Source organism: Okeania sp. KiyG1, from assembly GCF_014132355.1.
Classification (GTDB): Bacteria; Cyanobacteriota; Cyanobacteriia; order Cyanobacteriales; family Microcoleaceae; genus Okeania.
Genome location: NZ_BLZO01000178.1, coordinates 1 through 18135 on the forward strand (window position 1 = coordinate 1; position 18135 = coordinate 18135).

Below are 18135 nucleotides of genomic sequence, written 5' to 3' on the forward strand. Positions count from 1 at the left end.
TTATAAACTTCCCGTTTGTTAGGATTATCATTGTCTGGCTCAATTTCTAAAATATTAAAAATATCGTTAACAGCATTCTTCACTTCTGGGGTAACTCTTGTTGCTGTAGATATTTTAAAATTAGAGAGAATTTATCTCGAAGTAATCTAAATAATTCCTTTTTCATAAATCAACTTAGTGACTTAATGTTTGCTTATCTTAAATTGCACCATAAATTTTTTCTACTGTCAGTCGGGAATAGTTGGCATAAGTAGGGAGTTTAATGATTGAAAAATCTCTCTTTCGTCATTAAATTTGATTAAAAATTTTATGGTGTAGGGTAATGTCGGACTAAAATATACAAAACTTTTCTACTGACCTCATCTATGGATATCCAAGAAATCTTAAATTTAGCTGACCATCTCATCTTTAATCAAACAGGAAAACATTTAGATGACCTCCAACAAGTAATATTAAGAGGTACTTTTCAAGGTAAAAAATATTCAGAAATTGCTCAAGAATTTCAATGCACTAATGGTCATGTTAGAGATGTCGCTTCAGAATTATGGAAAACCTTTTCAGAGACTTTCGGAGAACAAGTAAATAAATCTAATATACGCACTGTATTTGATAGATGGCAGTTCTCAATACAACATATAGAAAAAGATTTTGTAGGAATTAAGAATATAAATTTTTGCCCTGAAACTTCCTCCTCCTCAGAAACTATAAACCCTGAAAATTTGACTCAACCAACTATCAACAAATCCCAGACTATTCCTAAAGCAAAAATCGACCTCTCAGATGCACCAGACTATAAAAAATTCTATGGTCGAACTCAGAAAATAAAAACCCTGAAAAAATTGATTCTCCAAGAACAAAAAAAAATAGTGATGCTTCACGGAATGAATGGCATTGGCAAAACAGCATTAGCTCTTCAACTCATCAAAAATATTCAAAATAAATTCGACTATATAATTTGGCAAAGTCTCCGAGACTCCCCACCACTCAAAACAATTCAAACCCGACTAATTCAATTTATCTCTAACCAAAATTCCACTCTCGAAACCTCTGAAAATTCTCATCTTTTAGAAAATTTGAGAAAGCACCGCTGCCTCATAATATTAGATGACATCCAAACAATATTTAGTAGTGGCAAACTAGCAAGTCATTACGCTCAAGAACATGAAAACTACAGCCAATTTTTCCAACTTATCGCCCAACTCTCCCATCAGAGTTGTTGCCTAATAATTAGTAGAGAAAAACTCAGAGAAATTAGTACAGGTAAAAATAAATCTGTTAGTTCATTACACCTCAAAGGTTTAGACGAAGAAGCAGCTACAAAAATTCTCAAAGACCAAGATTTACAAGTAGACGAACAATGGCAAAAATTGATTGACTTTTATCAAGGCAACCCGACTTGGTTAAATATAATTGCCACAACCATTAATGACTTATTCAGTGGAAATATCTCAGAATTATTTCAATATGATCCTCTATTTTTAGATGCAGACATCAAAGAATTATTACACCAGGAGTTTGCTCGTTTATCAGAATTAGAAAAACAAGTAATCTCTCACTTAGCAACCAAAACGGAAGCAATAGCTATTGCAAATTTATTAGATTATTTACAAATACCACTTTCAGATTTATTGAATATCATTAAATCTTTGCAGCGACGTTCCTTAATAGAAAAACAAGAAAATAATTTTACTATTTTACCTTTGCTGAAGCAGTATGTCATATCGAATAAAGTCAGAATTTAGTAGGAGCGAACGGGTGTTCGCCCTTACATTATTTAATTGCATTAATTAACTCTGACACTAGATTGGCAAGTAGTTATTTCAGTTATCAGTTAACAGTTAGCCTCCTATGGTCGTAACTTCGTTAACAGTTATCAGTACCTCTAGCTAAAACAAGAGGCTTGAGACCGGGAATATTCTCTTCTCTTGGTCGATTAGATATGGCGAGGAGACCTCGCCATCTCTCGACCGCTTTTTTTATCCCCTTAAAAGGGGAGGTTTTAGACCGCAATCTTTCGGTAAAAAATAGATATAATAAATGAATTAAGAAAAAAATTTCATTGAGGTAAAATAATTATGTTAACTGCTGTTAATTCATCCAAAAAAATTACTCTCGAAGAGTTTCTTGAACTGCCAGAAACAAAACCAGAAAGCGAATATATTAACAATAAAATTTATCAAAAAACAATGCCGCAAGGAGAGCATAGTGCAATTCAAGCTTATCTATCATCAGCTATTAATCAAGTCGGTAGACCAAAACAATTAGTAATGGCATTCCCAGAATTAAGATGTACTTTTAATGGACGTTCCATAGTTCCAGATGTTTCAGTTTTTGCATGGCAACGTATTCCAAGAAAACCCAATGGTAGAATCGAAAATAGATTTGAAATAGCACCAGATTGGGTAATAGAAATTCTCTCGCCAGACCAAAGTCCTAATCAATTAATTAATAAAATTCTTTTCTGTCTAAATAATGGTACTCAGTTGGGTTGGTTAATAGATCCTGAAGATGAATCTGTACTAATTTTTCAACCTAACCAGCAACCAGAAGTTAGATATGATTCTGATAGTTTACCCATCCTCAGTTTATTAACAGATTGGCAATTATCTGTTGCAGATTTATTTGGTTGGTTGTATTAGATTTGTGATTAATGAAGGAAGAAGGAAGAAGGAATTTAGAAGTCAAAAGTCAAAAGTCAAAAGTGAAGAGGAAGCTTTTTTGAAGGAAGAAGGAAAAAGTGAAGAGGAAGTAACAAGTCAAAATTCAAAAGTCAAAAGTGAAGAAGAAGTAACAAGTCAAAAGTCAAAAGTAAGGAAGAAGGAAGCAGGAAGAAGGAAAAATATTGTTTTATCTGAGTATGCTACTGGCGAGCAAGATGCTCGCACTACGGAAATTTGAATATTAATACTTGCTTGTATCTCACAATAGTTGGAATCTACTTTAGACATTTCCAATAATAAAGAATAAAATCAATTATCGTACATAAATTATCAATTATTTCCCCTCCTGGGAGGGGTTAGGGGTGGGTTCCCTACTGCCTACTCCCTACTCCCTCTACCTCTTACTAACTAACAAAGCTGGTTAATATTCCTAAAATTTGCGGTAAGTTTTTGATAGAATATTCCTCTAAATCTAATACTAGAGTTTGAGCTTCCAATTCTAAAAATTGCCAAGCTGTTCCCGTAGTAATAACTCCATAAATTTTGCGAATTTCATTCCCTTTATTTTGATTAAAAATCTGGGCAGCAACCATTTCGGCAATACATTGACCAAAGCCAGATTTAATATTATCATTCTTAGCTTCTACAAGAGTAACTATTGGTGCTTGAATTATCGTTTGTAATGTGGAGCGACTAATAATAAAATCGCAAAAACCATTTAACCCTAGCTCTGGATTAACATTAAATTCGATGCCAGAAAATAAGCCTATTTGATTATTAGATATTTTTTACTTCTGCTAATACCGGTGCAATAATAAATTCTGTTTGCGGAGCATTCCGTCAGGAAACGAGCTTTTTCCGAAGCGTTCGCGCTAGCGTTGCGGAGCAAATCGCCACTGCTAATGGTAGATAATATTCTAAAGCTTTTTGAAGAAATTTACTGGGAATAACATCTGGTAATTTATTAAATTTACCCAAATTTTCGACCAGTTGAAGATTAAAATTAGTGAGAACTTCCTCTAAGGTGAATTTACTGTAAGGCATGAGTTTCTTTAGAGGTCATTTCAGTTATTAGTTATCAGTTATCAGTACCTCTGTTATAAAAAAGTTCTAGATTTTAGGAAACAGGAAGCATATAAAAATATATGTTGTCTTTTTAAGGTTGTAGGGTGGGCAAATATTAACTTAATTGAGATTAATTTTAGAGGATACCTGAAAAGTTTTTTGATACTGAACTTTGCCCCCTAGCCACTCAACTTTGGAGGGAACAAGAGTTAATTTGCTTCCAAAAGTCCCCCAATTTTGGGGGATTTAGGGGGCAACTAAAATTTACCCACCCTACTTTTTTCACCTACAACTTATTAGTTTTTTTGTTGATAACACCAACCGAGTAAAGTACCACCAACAACTAATTTAATTACTTCTAATAACCAGTAACCGCCGTGCATTTGATTCATAGTAACAGGAACTTCTTTCACTGACTCAAACAGATTTAGATTTATACCCAAAGCACTCATTTGAGGAGTTAAACCGTAAGTATCAATTAGAGCGATCGCCAATAATGCTATAGAAAATATAATTGCTGTTTTAGTATTTTTAATTAAATGATTTGGCGTAGCACTTAATACTAATAAACCTGTTAAACCCAAGCTTGCACAAATTAATTCAACTCGGTTAAATAAGGAAAACATTATTGAGCCTGCTGCTGTAAAATCTGATGTATTCATCATGCCAGAAGCATACATACTAGGCATAATTACCCCATCTAAAATTATGCAGGCACTTAACCAGAAACCTAAAGTTAAACAAACTATTGTTTGCCAACGTTTTTGATTAGATTCCAGATTTGGATAAATAGTTGCCATATATTTTTACCTATTTAGAGTTATATCTGAATGAGTTACCTTCAGCTTAACTAAAATTTCCCTCAATTAGTATTAAGTATTTTTACAATTTGATAAGGATAATATAAATTTGAGCCAATAATCTTCAGCCATGGCAAATTTGGATTCTAAACATATAAAAGTTAAAACATTTCTATACTGACCTAATGTAAGCATTTCCTAGGTCATACTGCGCAAACAGCTATTAGCAGTCAGTTAGCCTCCTCCGGAGGAACTACGTTAACAGTTATTAGTAATTATTCATTACTTCTAAGGTTTAGAAAGAAGACTTTAACAGTAATTTTTATTATGTCTCAATTTCTCAATTATTTTGACCTTACCCAAGCCCCCGCGCATCCCCCAATTTTGGGGGACTAGAGCAAGAAAATTTACTCTTGTTCCCCCCAAAGTTGGGGGGCTAGGGGGGCAAAATTCAGTATCAAAAAACTTTTCAGATATCCTCTTAGTTTAAGTCTATATTTTATCCAAATACCTAAACCAAGCAAAATACAATCCAATCGACAAAACAATAAATATTAATAATAAAATACCAAAATTATCCCACTGCTTCATCATCAACATAATTCCCATCAAAAATAAAACCAACTGCCAAGGAACAGCAATCAAAGCTGCCATAAAATCTCGTCGATTTTCTGTCTGAATTTTTGCCTGAATATTAGTTGGTAAATTTTTCCTCACTACTCCCCAAAAGCCAAAAGGTCTGGTCACCCGATAAAAATTATTAATCGTTTCTAAGTTAGTTGCTGGAGTCAAAAATGTCCCCAAAATACATCCCAAAAAAGAACAAATACTAGGCACCAAAAATAAAATATATTCCTGAAATTGAGAATTATTCACCACAGGTAAAATTACCCCTTTTGTCAAAATAGCTGCAACCAAACCCCCTCCAGTACCAATAGCAAACCCATAACCATTAAATCTCCACCAATACCATCTCAATACTAAAGGAATAAACAACCCAGTTCCTAAGCCTAAAGTTAACCATCCCCAGATATCATTAATATTCGTGATATTAAAACTAAAAATTAACCCTAAACCAACAATGACAATAGACGCTAAACGACCTTGGGTAAGTAACTTTTGATTAGAAGCTTCAGGTTGAAGGTAAGCTTGATAAATATCCTTCACCCAATATGCAGCACTAGAATTAATAATAGAATCAAAAGTTGACATTGCTGCTGCAATAAAACAAGCAACTAATAAACCCTTAATTCCTACAGGAATATATTCAGCAATTACAGTAGGTAAAACTAATTCAGGGTCAGAAATTACCTGATTTTTCAGACCATAATCTATTCCTAATACTGCAAAAGCAGTAACCATAGGCCATCGAAATGATAATAAAAAAATCCAGAATAAAGAAAGTAACCCAGCCTCGCGATCGCTCTTCGCAGCAAAGTAACGTTGAGCTACATAACCACCCCCACCAGCAGCACCTTCAAGAAATACTTTAAAAGTATAAAACAACATTACTCCACCAAACAAATTAAAAATACTATAATCCCCTGGCAAATCAATAGTTATTGGTGGAGTAATACTACTCCATTCTGCCAAACTCCATTGCTGTAATTGTTCTGTACCAGGAATAGAAATTGAAAAAGTCTCTGGTAGATTTACAGTTTGAAAAGCCATAAAACAGATATATAAAATTGCCACAAAAATCAATATTCCTTGAAAAATATCTGTCAAAACTACTCCATAAAAACCACTAACAGCAGTATAAACCAAAGCTAATAAAATCAGTAAAATCCCAGCAATTCCATCATCAATTCCCAAAAAATCTCCTAAAAACTTTCCACCTCCAACAGCAAAATAACTAATAGAAGCAATAGCAAAAATAATATTAGCAACTGCACTAATAATTCTGGCAATATTTCCTTCCCGACCCGTACCAAAACGTAACTGCATCCATTCAGCAACAGTCATTACTTGAGCGCGACGATTCCACTTTCCAATAAATGTCATTAAACACCCTAAATATAATACTATTCCACCCCTAATTTCAATAAAAAATCCCTTAGTTCCCAAAGCATAAACTAAAGCAGTTAATATCATAGTACCGGCAAGGTCAGTATTAGAAGCCATACCAGAAGCACCCAAAACCCACCAAGGCAAATTCCGATTTCCGAGAAAGTAAGACTCTATTCCTGTGGAAGCTTTTCTTTGTAGAAAAACCAAAAACCAGAATAAATACCAAGTAAATTATTACAATTATATAATCAATTATTTCCATGAAAATGAATCTCTAAATCAATTATCATCGATCATTTTATATCAAATAAAGCAAATATAGTAATTATTATGATAAAGCCAACACAATAAACTATAGATTGATTCTGTTTTTCAATTTTTGTACATATATTAATAGATAATCTTGTAGAAGTATGAATAGAGGCCGAGCTATCTGCTTCATAGCTATAATACCAATTTGATAAATGTTTGCTACAAATAATTTTCTAGGTGTTAGATGTTAGGTTTTAGGTTTTAGGTGTGGTTTTAGGTGGTAGGTAATAGGAACTAGGTTTTAGGTTTTAGGTGGATTATTAGTTATTTACCGAATAATTAAGGTTTAAAGCCTCTCATGAGCAAGGAGAAACAAGCGGTCGAGGGATGGCGTTTGCTATCGCAAAGCTGCGCTAAAAGCGGAGCGGCTCTGATAAGAGCGGTCTCCTCGCCATATCCAATCGACCAAGAGAGAAAAAATTTTCCTTTTATTCAATCCTCTTCCTTTTAGGGAGAAGTAATTATCAATTATCCATTATCAATTATCAATTATTGAATAGCCAGTTTATTTGTAACATTCTTTTTCAATTTGGTATAAGATAAATTGCAAAAATCAATGCAATTTGACCACTACTAATTAATTTGTTTTTCATCCTCTTCCTGCGGAATGCTGCACAAACAGACATTTTATACTAGAAAAATGTCTAAGTCCCATTAGTTGAAAGCTAGTCAAATTATCAATAATACTGAATCTAAAGCCTCGCTGTTTACTACCTACAACTTTTTTAAGAAGAAAATATTTATGAAAATAATAATCAGGATAAAATATTTAACAATTACCTTTTTTATTCCTTGATATTTAGAGGCTTTAAATCTTAATTATTCGGTAATTTATCTCATCATTTAGTCAGAGCAAATCATCAAACATTTTGTTATTTTCGTGTTAAAGGAGATATTATTAGACATTTGCGATAATCAAACACTGTATAACCGGATTCTATATAAAATATAATTATGACTAATTGAAAGATTTGTTCAAAGTCAAGGGTATTCCCTCCAATACTGCCATTAGATGAGTATTGCTCCAGGTTGATCCAGATTGACTATGCTGGTAGGTTAGCCGACTTTTTTGTTGTGAAGCCAGAAGTAGGTGAAATTATTAGTCTGGACGATAAAACCTTTGAGAATGAAATAGCCTTGGCCCTAGTGCGTCTTCTCTTGACCGATCGATGGCATAGTGCTGGAATATTTACCGAAAAATTGGGTTCAAAGCCTCCCTCTAAAAGAGGGACTTTGTGCTATGCTTAAAAAAGCGGAAAGGTATTCAACCGCTCTAAAAACCTATAGCTACGCAAATTGTAGCGTTTGCACCTTGAAAACTTTAGTCAGACCTCGTATCGCCGTCAGGCGCAAGCGGTCAGACCCCACGTCGGCGTAAGACGCAAGGGAATGCTGACCAAAAGAAGAGTTATGGGGTTTTGTACAGTAATGTTTGTACATAGAAAAGCTCTAAGCAACAAGTACCAGAGAACCAAAGTTTTTTTAAGGTTTGAACTGTACCGTAGGGCATAAGTCCACAGGCTTTTGGAATAGAGCAAACGCATAGGGGTGAGAACCATCTCACCGATTAGATGCCACAAGGTGTTTAATTGAAGTGGACTCGTTGTTGGCGTAGCGTTGCGCCAGCAAACCAAGAATCCTGGTTTCAGGAGAATCTCCGCGCGTTTACGCCGGGGAGTATTTCAAGCAACCTGTATACGAACGCGATGGTATTCCCTTCGTCGCTTCGGATCAGCGCGATAGCGCGCGGTTCTGCCGTTTTTCTGAGTTTCTGTGTAGTTCAATTAATACACCCGTCGAGAGGTAACCCACATGACCCAGCAAGCCAGCAAGCTAGTAATCGTCACGGAAAAGTTGCTGCTAAAAAAAATCGCCAAGATCATTGACGAAGCCGGGGCTACCGGTTATACAGTGGTGGACGCTGGCGGTAAAGGCAGTCGCAACATGCGCTCATCGGGAAAACCCACCGTTTCCGAGGCCTACGCGAATATCAAGATCGAGGTGCTTACCCCCAATCGGGATATGGCCGTGAAGATTTCGGATGAGGTCGCAGCGCAGTTTTTCGACGATTATTCGGGCATCGCCTATATTTGTAGCGTGATGGAGGTACTGCACGCGCACAAGTTCTGACTCAAAACCCAGCCGATCAAACAAAAAAAGCCGGGCTCATGCCCCGGCTTTTTGGTGGCCGTGTTTCGTGCCTGCGGGACATTGACACCGACGAAGAAGTCATTGGCCTATAAGTCTAGGTTGCGTGGCTGTTGAATGGAGACAATGCATACCTTGACATAGCCACCGCGCTGGTCGCCGTGCCTGGGGAACATCGGCAGACCGCGACCCGTCTGGGGTTAGCCGCCCAGCGCCTGGGCAAGGCCGATGAAGAGCGGTATTCCCAAAGCAAGCGCAACCGGCGTACCGACGGCTGTGGACGAGCCAATGTAAGCAGAGGGATTAGCTGAGGGGATACCGGCTCGTAAAGTGGGCGGCCCTGAAATGTCTGAACTAGAGCTGGCTATGACGGCCAGGATCACGACACCGCCAAGACTGAATCCCGTGGTGACGTGGGCAATCATACCGAGACCGAAGGCAATAAACCCATGCAGGAGCGGCCCCACAAAGGCATATATGGCGTACCACTGGCCCACCTTGCGCAGCTCGCCGATCCTAGCCGTGGCCTCCATACCCATTACCAGCATCAGTATCGAAAGCAGGCCGCGGAAGAGCTCATTGAAGAAGCTCTCATAGACACTTTCCGGCCTGGTTAGTATGCCTAGAGCTAGGCCGAGCAGCAGTGCCGATAGGGCAGAGCCCTGGAGGCTTTCCTGGACAATGGGCCATATCTTGACCCGCTGACCTGCGGTATCGCGCTTAGGATACCCGCGTGCGGTAATACCCTCCTGGCCGAGACTCTCCTGCTTGCTGAGATTCTCCTTTGTGGTATCGCGCTGCTTGCTCATATAAATGCTGGCCAAGACGATCGCTGTCACGAGGGCTGGAATGTCCATGAAGGGATAGAGTGCGGCGGCCCAGGGTTCGTATTCGATGCCTTCCGTTTCCAGTATCGTCAGGCCAGCGGCGAGGGTAGAACCACTCACGGCACCGAACAAGCCCGCAGTCGCAATGGCATCCACGGTTTTGACGTTTGGCAGTTTGGCCAGGGAGTAGCGCCCGATGAACACGATAAGGATGCCTATTAGCACGGCGAACGCCGCAGGCAACAGCATCTGCAATATATCGGCATTACGGATAGCAATACCGCCACTCAGGCCGACTCTGATGAGTAGCATGAAGACAATGAACTTATAGATCGAATCTGGTATTTGAAGTCGGCTATTGACGGCGGCAACGATCATACCACCAATCAGAAAGCCGAGTGTCGGGGACTGCAACTTCCCCAGGAAGAGCGTCAAGAAATCGGACAAAAAATCCACGTAGTAATTCCTCCTTGATTTAGATATTAGGGGTCAGGATGGCAGGCAAGCGTGGCCTCGAATCCTGGGTAGCTGGCTCCATGCAACGGGTGAGCAGCGAGTCAACCCGCCACATAGATTGCATCTGCATCCCGGCGCGTCATGTGCTAGAAGATAAGGTTTCGCTCCGGCTAGGGCAAATTATCGCGCTAATCAGTAGTGATTCATGGGCAATGGCTTGTTGTTCTATAGTTTACCAGCAAGTGAAGTTCTCTCCCGTTAAATCGGAGATTATAACGGGAGTTTCTTAAACAAAGAAGTTTCTTGTTTCACGGGCTGACCAATATCTAAGCCTCCACAAGCAGACAAGATGATACCCACCTCGTTTAACGCTTTATTTAATATATTAATTGCAGCGTTTTCATCTCTATCTAAAACTACTTTACATCTAGGACAAGAATGAGTTCTAACTGATAAAGTCTTAGGAACTTTGTGGCCACAATTACTACAATTTTGTGATGTATTGTGAGGGTTAACTTTAATGACATGAACACCGCGTTTTACCGCTACTGCATTCAATTTTTCTATAAAATTTCCCCAAGCTACATCATAAATTGATTTTGATAGTTTAGTGTTTTTAGCTAAACCTTTAATGTTAAGGTCTTCAACAGCAATTAACTCATATTCTTTAACTAATTTATGAGCAGTTTTATAATGAAAATCTTCTCTTTGTCTAGCTATATGTTGATGTAGTCTAGCTATTTTATTTTGTGCCACCCTCCAATTGTTAGACCCAATTTCTTTTCTAGATACTTTTTTTGCTTTCTTGCTAAATTAGATTGAGATTTTATATAAAATTTAGGTACAGAAACAGTCTCACCAGTATTGGTAGTTAAGAAGTCTTTTAAGCCTACATCAATGCCTACAGCAGTTTTGATATTATTTGTAGGAATTAGACTAGGAATCGACTTATCTTCTAAGTTAAAACTTACATAATAACCATCAGCTTTTTTGGTTATAGTTGCAGTTTTGATAACAAACCCATCTGGTATTGGTCTATGGACTATTACTGGAATAGCACCAAACCTCGTAGTAATTATTTGTTTTCCATCAAATTTAATTACTGCTTTGGAATGATTAACTCTACTAAAACACAATGACCGTAACTTTCCTGATTTTTTAAATCTTGGCCTTCCTCCACGTTTACCCTTTTTGTCAGGTATTAGCCAACGTTTCCAAGCTTTATCTAGTCTTTGTAGGTTAATTTGTTGAACTTCCGAATATATTTCTTTGTAGTCAGGAAATAACTGTTTTGTCTGTAAGAGTGCTGATTGCTGAAAATAATAATCTGGTCTACTGGAAATCTCTCCAATAGGACATGAAATTAATGAACAACGGTCAACTGGACATCTAGTTCTATTTAACCAGTCTAGTCTTTGACCTAAAGCATAATTGTAATGCCTCCGCAACAGTTCTAGCCAATAATCAATTTTGACTGACTGTTCACAAGTAGGCTTAATTTTGTAGCAATGAGTAATTATCATAATTTTATACTACTCTTTAGTGCTATATTTGAACAGCAATCGAAACCTATTTAATTTGCAGCTCGGCAATTCCCCGACCGTTAAATCGCAGATTATAACGGGAGACCCCTTGCCGAATCGAGTTGGTGCGATATGGTGGATTGTAGCTTCAGCAGTATGTTATGGCTTTGGCTTTTTTGTGTAAATATCTATAGATACTTATCGAATTAACTGCCAGAGATAGCTGTTTTGGCAAAATTCAGAGTATTCTAGTAAATACATATATTATACAAAAACCGCCTGCTTTCTTAGGGAAACGTTAGGCGGTTTCTCTTTTTTATTAGTCATATCCCTGCTCCAGCAAATAACTGGGGGCAGATAAGTTTACCCATGAATTACACAGTTATCAATAGCTTACAACTAATTAGCCAAAATCACCAGTCCGACAGCCCCTTTTCACAAGCTAAAGAGACATATTCACCAATTTAGAATAATTCCTCGAACATTTGACAAAACAAAACCTTTAGTATTCTCAATCATATCGATAAGCTACAAGTAATCGCTATATTTGTCTTACTCCTTAAAAGGAGAAACAAGAAAAAATTTTCCTTTTATTCAATCAGTTCCGTTTTAGGGAGAGATAATTATCAATTATTGAATGTAATTACCTTTTGAATTTGATATTAATCTTACTCATTTTCAGAATTAATACGATTCATTTCCCAAGTAGTATAGGTACCAATTGGACTCCAAAATGTATAAGGTAATAGTAATATTCCAGCCCAACTATTAATTTGCCAGACAGTCAAAATTAGTATCAGGCTTAATACAAAACCCGTTCCTCCAATAATTGTTCCTACCTGCAAACTTTGCATCCAAAACATGACAGGTGTATAGGCTATTGTCACAATTTCTAATAATAAATATAATGCCATTAATAACCAAGTTTTTTGAGTTCCTGGCTCCTGTTCCCAGATAATATATGCAGACCAAGCACCACAAATAAAAATTGTCGTCCAAATGATAGGAATTGCTCTTTCAAAAGTTAACCAATTAGGCCGTTGTAGATGTCTAAACCATTGGATACCTCTAGACGGCGTGAAAATGCTACTACTAAATGCGATTAAGAAAGTAACCGCACCAATTATCATCCAAGATTTAATCATTTTTTTTTATATAGTGTTTTGATGTTTTTATTTGATATATAAATATAGATTGAGGTTTTTCTAAGAAAAAAAGGGCACCTATGCAAGTACCTTATATCCTTATATTTGCTACTATTTAATTCCGTTTTCCCTTCTTTACTATTCCCTATTCCCTAAATTATCAATTATTTCTCCCTTTTGCCCATTTTATACTCCCTATTTTGAGAGATTTATATTTGTATAAACCCTAAATAATTCATCATAATTTGATTGTTCCCAACTCCCTCAAAGTCTGAAATATTTCACAAATTGAAGGATATTGTTATCTTGAATAAGATTGCTATATTTATTAGACATCTCCATAAAAGAGGGAACAGGGAACAGGGAGAAGTAATTGATAATTTATGGATAATAATTGATTTTATTTTTTGATTTTTAGAGATGTCTATTAGAATAACAATCTATTCTTACTATTCATGAGGAGTATTAAGTTGAACAAAAGATTCAATCTAAGTTCACAAAATTCTGATGTCAAACCCACCCCAATAACAGCAAACTATTGCTAAAAAAATAAATTAACCAAGTCGATGATTTTGTTCTAGTTCGATACTAGATTCATCCTTATTATCTTGAGGAACAAGAAAATTACCATTTTTACCATTTTGAGGCTGTAAAACAGCTTTAATTGTTTTCAGAAAACGATTTGATGAAACTTTACCATTAAGTCTTTGACGCTCTTTTACCTTTTTAACAAGATGTCGCATTACAGATAGATCTAATTCATCTATAAAATGGTCAGCTATTTTTTCTCCCATTAAATCAATTGCTTCAGAATACTGCTTTTTTAACGTCTCTATTGCTGCATATTCTTCATTATTAATTTCCTCTGAATTATTATTTATTGCATCATAATCATTACTAACAAAATTTTCTGTATTTTGGTCTGTTTGTGCCGAATTACTTACATTTGTATAAATATTATTTTCCATCATATTTTTATCATTTTCCTGAGTAAATTTTTGTGGTGTAATTTGACGACGATCTATAAAACTTTGATAATCGATAATACTCATGCCAAGATTATAAATATGATGATGTACATGATCTATTAAATCTACTTCATCTGGATTGTAGTAACCACGACTATTGTCAATACCATGTAATTGTGCCCAATGTTTTAGAGTTATTTCATCGTCTAAATTGTATCTCTCTAACATTTGACTGGTAGTTAGATCCCTTTGTGGTGTTACTTTAAAATCACTCATTAATTAATTCTCCTTAAAATTATTTGATTTGTGTATATTGAGATTTTATATTAACATCAAATGTATATTTAAACTAATCATAGCTGGATGACAACAAAAAAAATTGATTAGTATAAGAACACTCAATCGAGATTTTTGAAAATAATAATTAAGCTTAATTAATTTATCAGATTAACCTGAGACAAAAGTATAGAGCCTCACATAGACCGCTAATGAATAATTCATTAATTGATAATTGATAATTACCTCTGGTTAAAACCGTTACGGAATTGAATATAAGGAAATATTATTTCTTTTCTCTTGGTCGATTGGATATGGCGAGGAGACCCGCTCTTGACAGAGCCGCTCCGAATTGCGCCATCCCACCCTACGGAAGCTGCGCTACGACCGCTTTTTCCCCTTAAAAGGGGAGGCTTTAAACCAGAATTATTTAATTATTAATTATTAATTATTCAGTAACAGAGAAGAAGTCAGAAGTAATAAACAAATTACAAAAAATGAAAAACTATCGAAATAGGTTGCTTATAAGATTAAATAAGTTCTTTTAGGCATAATTGTCAGCATTTTTTTGGTAGCATTATTTTTTTTAATTGGTATACCATATAGATAGTTTTTATAGATGAGTTGTAGATATTAGCCTATAATTTTTTCCTATCAAAAACTCTCTTGATTCATCCTCACTATTCTTACAATCTCTCAAAATTTTAATTTTCTGTTCATAATCTATGGAAACGCTTTAGCATCATCTATAATTAAAAATTAAGCCTTTTATTACCAGAAAGATTACTATGCCTGTATACGATTATTTTTGTCCAACTAATCAGCAAAAACTAGAAGTTTGGCACAGTATAAATGAAAATATTACAACTTGGGGCCAGTTATGCAAATTAGCTAAATGCGATATGGGTGACACTCCAGAAGACACTCCTGTTAAACGTATGATTAGTGCCCCTAGAGTAATAGTAGAAACAGGTATCAGCGATTTAAAAAGTCAAGGATTTAGTAAATTAGTAAAAAGAGACCAAGGAATCTATGAAAATGTAACAGCAACAGGCGATGAAAGTCGGATAGTAAATATCAATGACCATAGTACCTATCCAAATTTTAAGCAAAAACTAGGAGACTAATATATAACAAAAAAGCTTTCTAATTTTTGACTCCTTTTTTGACTCCAATAATTTGCTCCAAAAATAAAAATTAGAAAATCATGGTTTATTAAATCAACAAGCTGCTGCTGTTATAAAAATTTTGATAGTTGCTGGATATTTATATATAGCAATTCTCAAGAACCGTGAGGTACAAAATTCGTAATTTTTAGAGAGTAAGGAGCATTAATTAGGGAAACAGGGAATAAAAATAAGAAAAAACTGTACCTCAGTAAATTGATAAGCGCTATATAGTGTTTTTATTTGAGATGTAAATCTAGATTGAGGTTTTGTCTAAAAAAAGCGCGCCGAGCGAGTACCTTATATCCTAGTGTTTGCTACTATTTAATCCTGTTTTCCATCCTTAACTATTCCCTCTATACCTTTTTCGTACCACTGGGTCTCCAAACCCCAGATTAAAATCCTATATATAGTCAAATAATGTATTAATAGGTGTGTTTTTCTCTTTAATTTATGACTAATTTCAATTCTAGTCTTTTATTCCTATTAAAAAAACACAATTGCCAGTCTTATATACAACGTTTTTTACAACTACCAATAGTCAATATTACTATTGGTATTATGATAATTTTTTCAGTTATATTAACCATAGTAGAATTATCTATACCTGAAAAATCACCCTATCTATTATTATGTAATATCCTTAGTACAATATTCACTATATTATTTGTTATAGAATTAAGTTTCCGGTTTATAGTTGCCCCTGATAAAAAGTTTATTTTCAAGAATACTGGTTAGATATATTAGCTATATTACCATTACTAAGAGTATTCAGAACAATTAGAGCTTTACAACTATTACGCCTACTAAGAATATTCAGATTACCTGGTTTTTTCAACCGTTATGCCAGCACCTTTCCCTATATCTTACAAAGAGGAATTAAAGAATACCTAATAGTTGTGGGACTACTGCTACTAACTATTATGTTTGGTAGTGTTGCTATCTTAGTATTTGAAGGTAGTAATAACCCAAACTTCACTTCCCTAGAAGAAGGATTTTGGTTTAGTGTTTATTCCCTATTTGCTGGCGAACCAATTCCAGCTTCACCATCCTCATTAGGAGGAAAAATAGTTGGAGTATTTGTCATGTTTATGAATGTTACTATTTTTGCTATGTTCACTGGAACAGTATCAGCATTTATGGTAGATCGAATCCGTAGAGAGGATGATTTTGTGGACTGGGAAAGCTTTAGTAATCATACAATTATTTGTGGTTGGAACCGCAAAGCTGAGATTATAGTTAGAGAATTTAAAGCTGCTGGTAAAAGCGAAGGAATACCAATTATTGTAATAGCTGAATTTGATAATGAGCCTAATTTTATTGCTCCAGATTTAAAATCTCGGATACAATTTCTCAAAGACGATTTTACCAAAGTTACTGCTTTAGAAAAAGCAGGTATAAGTCGAGCTGAAACTTGTATTATTTTGTGTGATAAAACTCATGGTCGTAGCGACCAAGATGCAGATGCTCGGACAATTTTAGCTGCCTTAACAGCCGAAAAATTAAATCCAAATGTTTATACTTGTGCTGAATTACTTAATCGTGAATATGGCTCTCATTTAGATATGGGTCATGTCAATGATTATATAGTTAGCCAGGAACAAAGTGGTTTTTTATTAGCTCAAGCTGCTTTGAATAGAGGATTAATGGGCGTATTTTCAGAATTACTAACTTATGAAAGGGGAAATCAGTTTTATCGGATAACTATTACTACTGAATGGGTAGGTAAAACTTTTTTAGACTTGTTCATACATATTAAGCAAAATCATAACGCTATTTTAATAGCAGTTTCTCAACCTCAAGGTAAATTTGAAATTAATCCCGAGCGCTATATCTTTCAGGAAAAAGACAATTTAATTGTTATAGCTACTAGGGAAATAAAATTATAAATTGTAAGCATTTAGCCGTCAGCTATCAGCCGTCAGCTATCAGCTATTGCTTTTAGTTTTAGATAAAAGCTTTACTAATTTAGACAGAATTTATACTTAGTACTAAAGTCGGCTTTAAAGTCTATATTAATTTAAACCCCATCCTTTTGCTGAGAGCTGAGAGCTAATAGCTGTTTGCGCAGCAGTCCGCAGGAAATGCTTACTATAAATTTGATAATTTTAAGCGATCGCTTGGAAATTTTTTTAGCATTAATAGCAGTCGGAGAAAAATAGCTTATAACTTATATGAAATACTAAAATTTTTGCTACAAATACTTAGGTTGTTTCCAGGAGTAAGTAGGAATAGCCTATATATCATTTAGTTAGAGTAAAACCCTATTTTTAGTCAAATCGAAATTTCTAGGTAAAGTCTTTTAAACAGAGAAATTATTCCTAGGATTCTTTTTATATTTCATCTTATAGCAAATTCAAAAAGGTCGTTACAGTATTAATCTCTAAATTCTGACCAGCAGAGAAAACCAGTGTAGCAATATTTTATGAAATTGGTATTACTTAGCACAGCAATTCTGAATAAGTTACAACCAAATCAAAAATATATCATATTTTATATTACGTGAAGTACACCAATAGCGGGCAAGATACTTGCACCAAAAAGTATTATTATTAATGTATTTTTAATATCTTTAACTTTATATACTCACAATTTACTGTAAATAGAAATAATTGCCATATCTTAAGAATTAATAACTTAAAACTTACCGAATAATTAAGGTAAAAATCCTCTCATGTAAAGGAGAAACAAGAAAATATTTTCCTTTTATTCAGTCCTATCCGTTTTAGGGAGAGGTAATTATCAATTATCCATTATCAATTATCCATTATTGAACATC

At 35.2% G+C, this 18135-nt stretch carries 14 protein-coding genes and 1 pseudogene; 7 read left to right on the forward strand and 8 right to left on the reverse strand.

Annotated elements, in window-relative coordinates; all coding sequences use genetic code 11:
• The first annotated feature begins 365 nt into the window (after nucleotides 1–365).
• From SAGCYANO_RS38945 to SAGCYANO_RS38955, 3 genes are all read left to right on the forward strand, one after another.
• Nucleotides 366–1742 (forward strand): NB-ARC domain-containing protein, encoded by a 1377-nt coding sequence (locus tag SAGCYANO_RS38945; RefSeq protein ID WP_202224922.1) that lies wholly within the window; start codon nucleotides 366–368, stop codon nucleotides 1740–1742.
• Nucleotides 1743–2075: 333 nt separating this feature from the next.
• Nucleotides 2076–2639 (forward strand): Uma2 family endonuclease, encoded by a 564-nt coding sequence (locus tag SAGCYANO_RS38950; protein WP_202224923.1) that lies wholly within the window; start codon nucleotides 2076–2078, stop codon nucleotides 2637–2639.
• The gene (locus SAGCYANO_RS38955; protein WP_202224924.1) at nucleotides 2623–2898 is read left to right on the forward strand and encodes a hypothetical protein; all 276 of its coding nucleotides are present in this window, start codon (nucleotides 2623–2625) and stop codon (nucleotides 2896–2898) included. The genes SAGCYANO_RS38950 and SAGCYANO_RS38955 overlap by 17 nt, the downstream gene beginning before the upstream one ends.
• A 166-nt stretch (nucleotides 2899–3064) precedes the next feature.
• Here SAGCYANO_RS38955 and SAGCYANO_RS49760 read toward each other — a convergent pair whose 3' ends face one another.
• The 4 genes from SAGCYANO_RS49760 to SAGCYANO_RS38970 all read right to left on the reverse strand — a co-directional run bounded on the left by SAGCYANO_RS49760 (nucleotide 3065) and on the right by SAGCYANO_RS38970 (nucleotide 6742).
• Complete coding sequence (locus tag SAGCYANO_RS49760) at nucleotides 3065–3253, reverse strand: hypothetical protein (RefSeq protein ID WP_307786297.1); 189 nt, start codon at nucleotides 3251–3253, stop codon at nucleotides 3065–3067.
• 247 nt (nucleotides 3254–3500) lie between these two features.
• Entirely contained in the window at nucleotides 3501–3704 is a 204-nt protein-coding gene (locus tag SAGCYANO_RS49765) for a hypothetical protein (protein WP_307786298.1), read from the reverse strand.
• Between the two features lie 317 nt (nucleotides 3705–4021).
• Nucleotides 4022–4525, reverse strand: a complete 504-nt coding sequence (locus SAGCYANO_RS38965) for a DUF4149 domain-containing protein (protein WP_202224925.1) — start codon at nucleotides 4523–4525, stop codon at nucleotides 4022–4024.
• A 492-nt stretch (nucleotides 4526–5017) separates the two neighbouring features.
• Nucleotides 5018–6742: a sodium:solute symporter gene (locus tag SAGCYANO_RS38970; RefSeq protein WP_237397119.1), complete on the reverse strand. Its 1725-nt coding sequence runs from the start codon at nucleotides 6740–6742 to the stop codon at nucleotides 5018–5020.
• Between the two features lie 1134 nt (nucleotides 6743–7876).
• On the opposite strand from SAGCYANO_RS38970, the gene SAGCYANO_RS38975 reads away from it, so the two are divergent.
• Together SAGCYANO_RS38975 and SAGCYANO_RS38980 are read left to right on the forward strand one after the other, a co-directional pair.
• Entirely contained in the window at nucleotides 7877–8095 is a 219-nt protein-coding gene (locus tag SAGCYANO_RS38975) for a hypothetical protein (RefSeq protein WP_202224926.1), read from the forward strand.
• A gap of 564 nt (nucleotides 8096–8659) precedes the next feature.
• The gene (locus SAGCYANO_RS38980; protein ID WP_202224927.1) at nucleotides 8660–8977 is read left to right on the forward strand and encodes a P-II family nitrogen regulator; all 318 of its coding nucleotides are present in this window, start codon (nucleotides 8660–8662) and stop codon (nucleotides 8975–8977) included.
• 218 nt (nucleotides 8978–9195) lie between these two features.
• Here the strand turns inward: SAGCYANO_RS38980 and SAGCYANO_RS38985 are convergent, their stop codons facing one another.
• From SAGCYANO_RS38985 to SAGCYANO_RS39000, 4 genes and pseudogenes are all read right to left on the reverse strand, one after another.
• Nucleotides 9196–10278, reverse strand: coding sequence for a sodium-dependent bicarbonate transport family permease (locus SAGCYANO_RS38985; protein WP_202224928.1), 1083 nt, complete (start codon nucleotides 10276–10278; stop codon nucleotides 9196–9198).
• A gap of 270 nt (nucleotides 10279–10548) precedes the next feature.
• A pseudogene (locus SAGCYANO_RS51100) lies at nucleotides 10549–11801 on the reverse strand (RNA-guided endonuclease InsQ/TnpB family protein).
• 668 nt (nucleotides 11802–12469) lie between these two features.
• Nucleotides 12470–12946 (reverse strand): TspO/MBR family protein, encoded by a 477-nt coding sequence (locus SAGCYANO_RS38995; protein ID WP_202224929.1) that lies wholly within the window; start codon nucleotides 12944–12946, stop codon nucleotides 12470–12472.
• A 554-nt stretch (nucleotides 12947–13500) separates the two neighbouring features.
• Nucleotides 13501–14142 carry a hypothetical protein gene (locus SAGCYANO_RS39000; RefSeq protein WP_237397122.1) on the reverse strand — a complete coding sequence of 214 codons (642 nt, stop codon included), beginning with the start codon at nucleotides 14140–14142 and terminating at the stop codon, nucleotides 13501–13503.
• Nucleotides 14143–14978: 836 nt separating this feature from the next.
• Between SAGCYANO_RS39000 and SAGCYANO_RS39005 the strand changes: the two genes are divergently transcribed.
• The gene (locus SAGCYANO_RS39005; RefSeq protein ID WP_202224931.1) at nucleotides 14979–15317 is read left to right on the forward strand and encodes a zinc ribbon domain-containing protein; all 339 of its coding nucleotides are present in this window, start codon (nucleotides 14979–14981) and stop codon (nucleotides 15315–15317) included.
• A 788-nt stretch (nucleotides 15318–16105) separates the two neighbouring features.
• On the forward strand, nucleotides 16106–17245 hold the full coding sequence (locus tag SAGCYANO_RS39010; RefSeq protein ID WP_237397123.1) for an NAD-binding protein: 1140 nt from the start codon (nucleotides 16106–16108) through the stop codon (nucleotides 17243–17245).
• Nucleotides 17246–18135 lie beyond the last annotated feature (890 nt).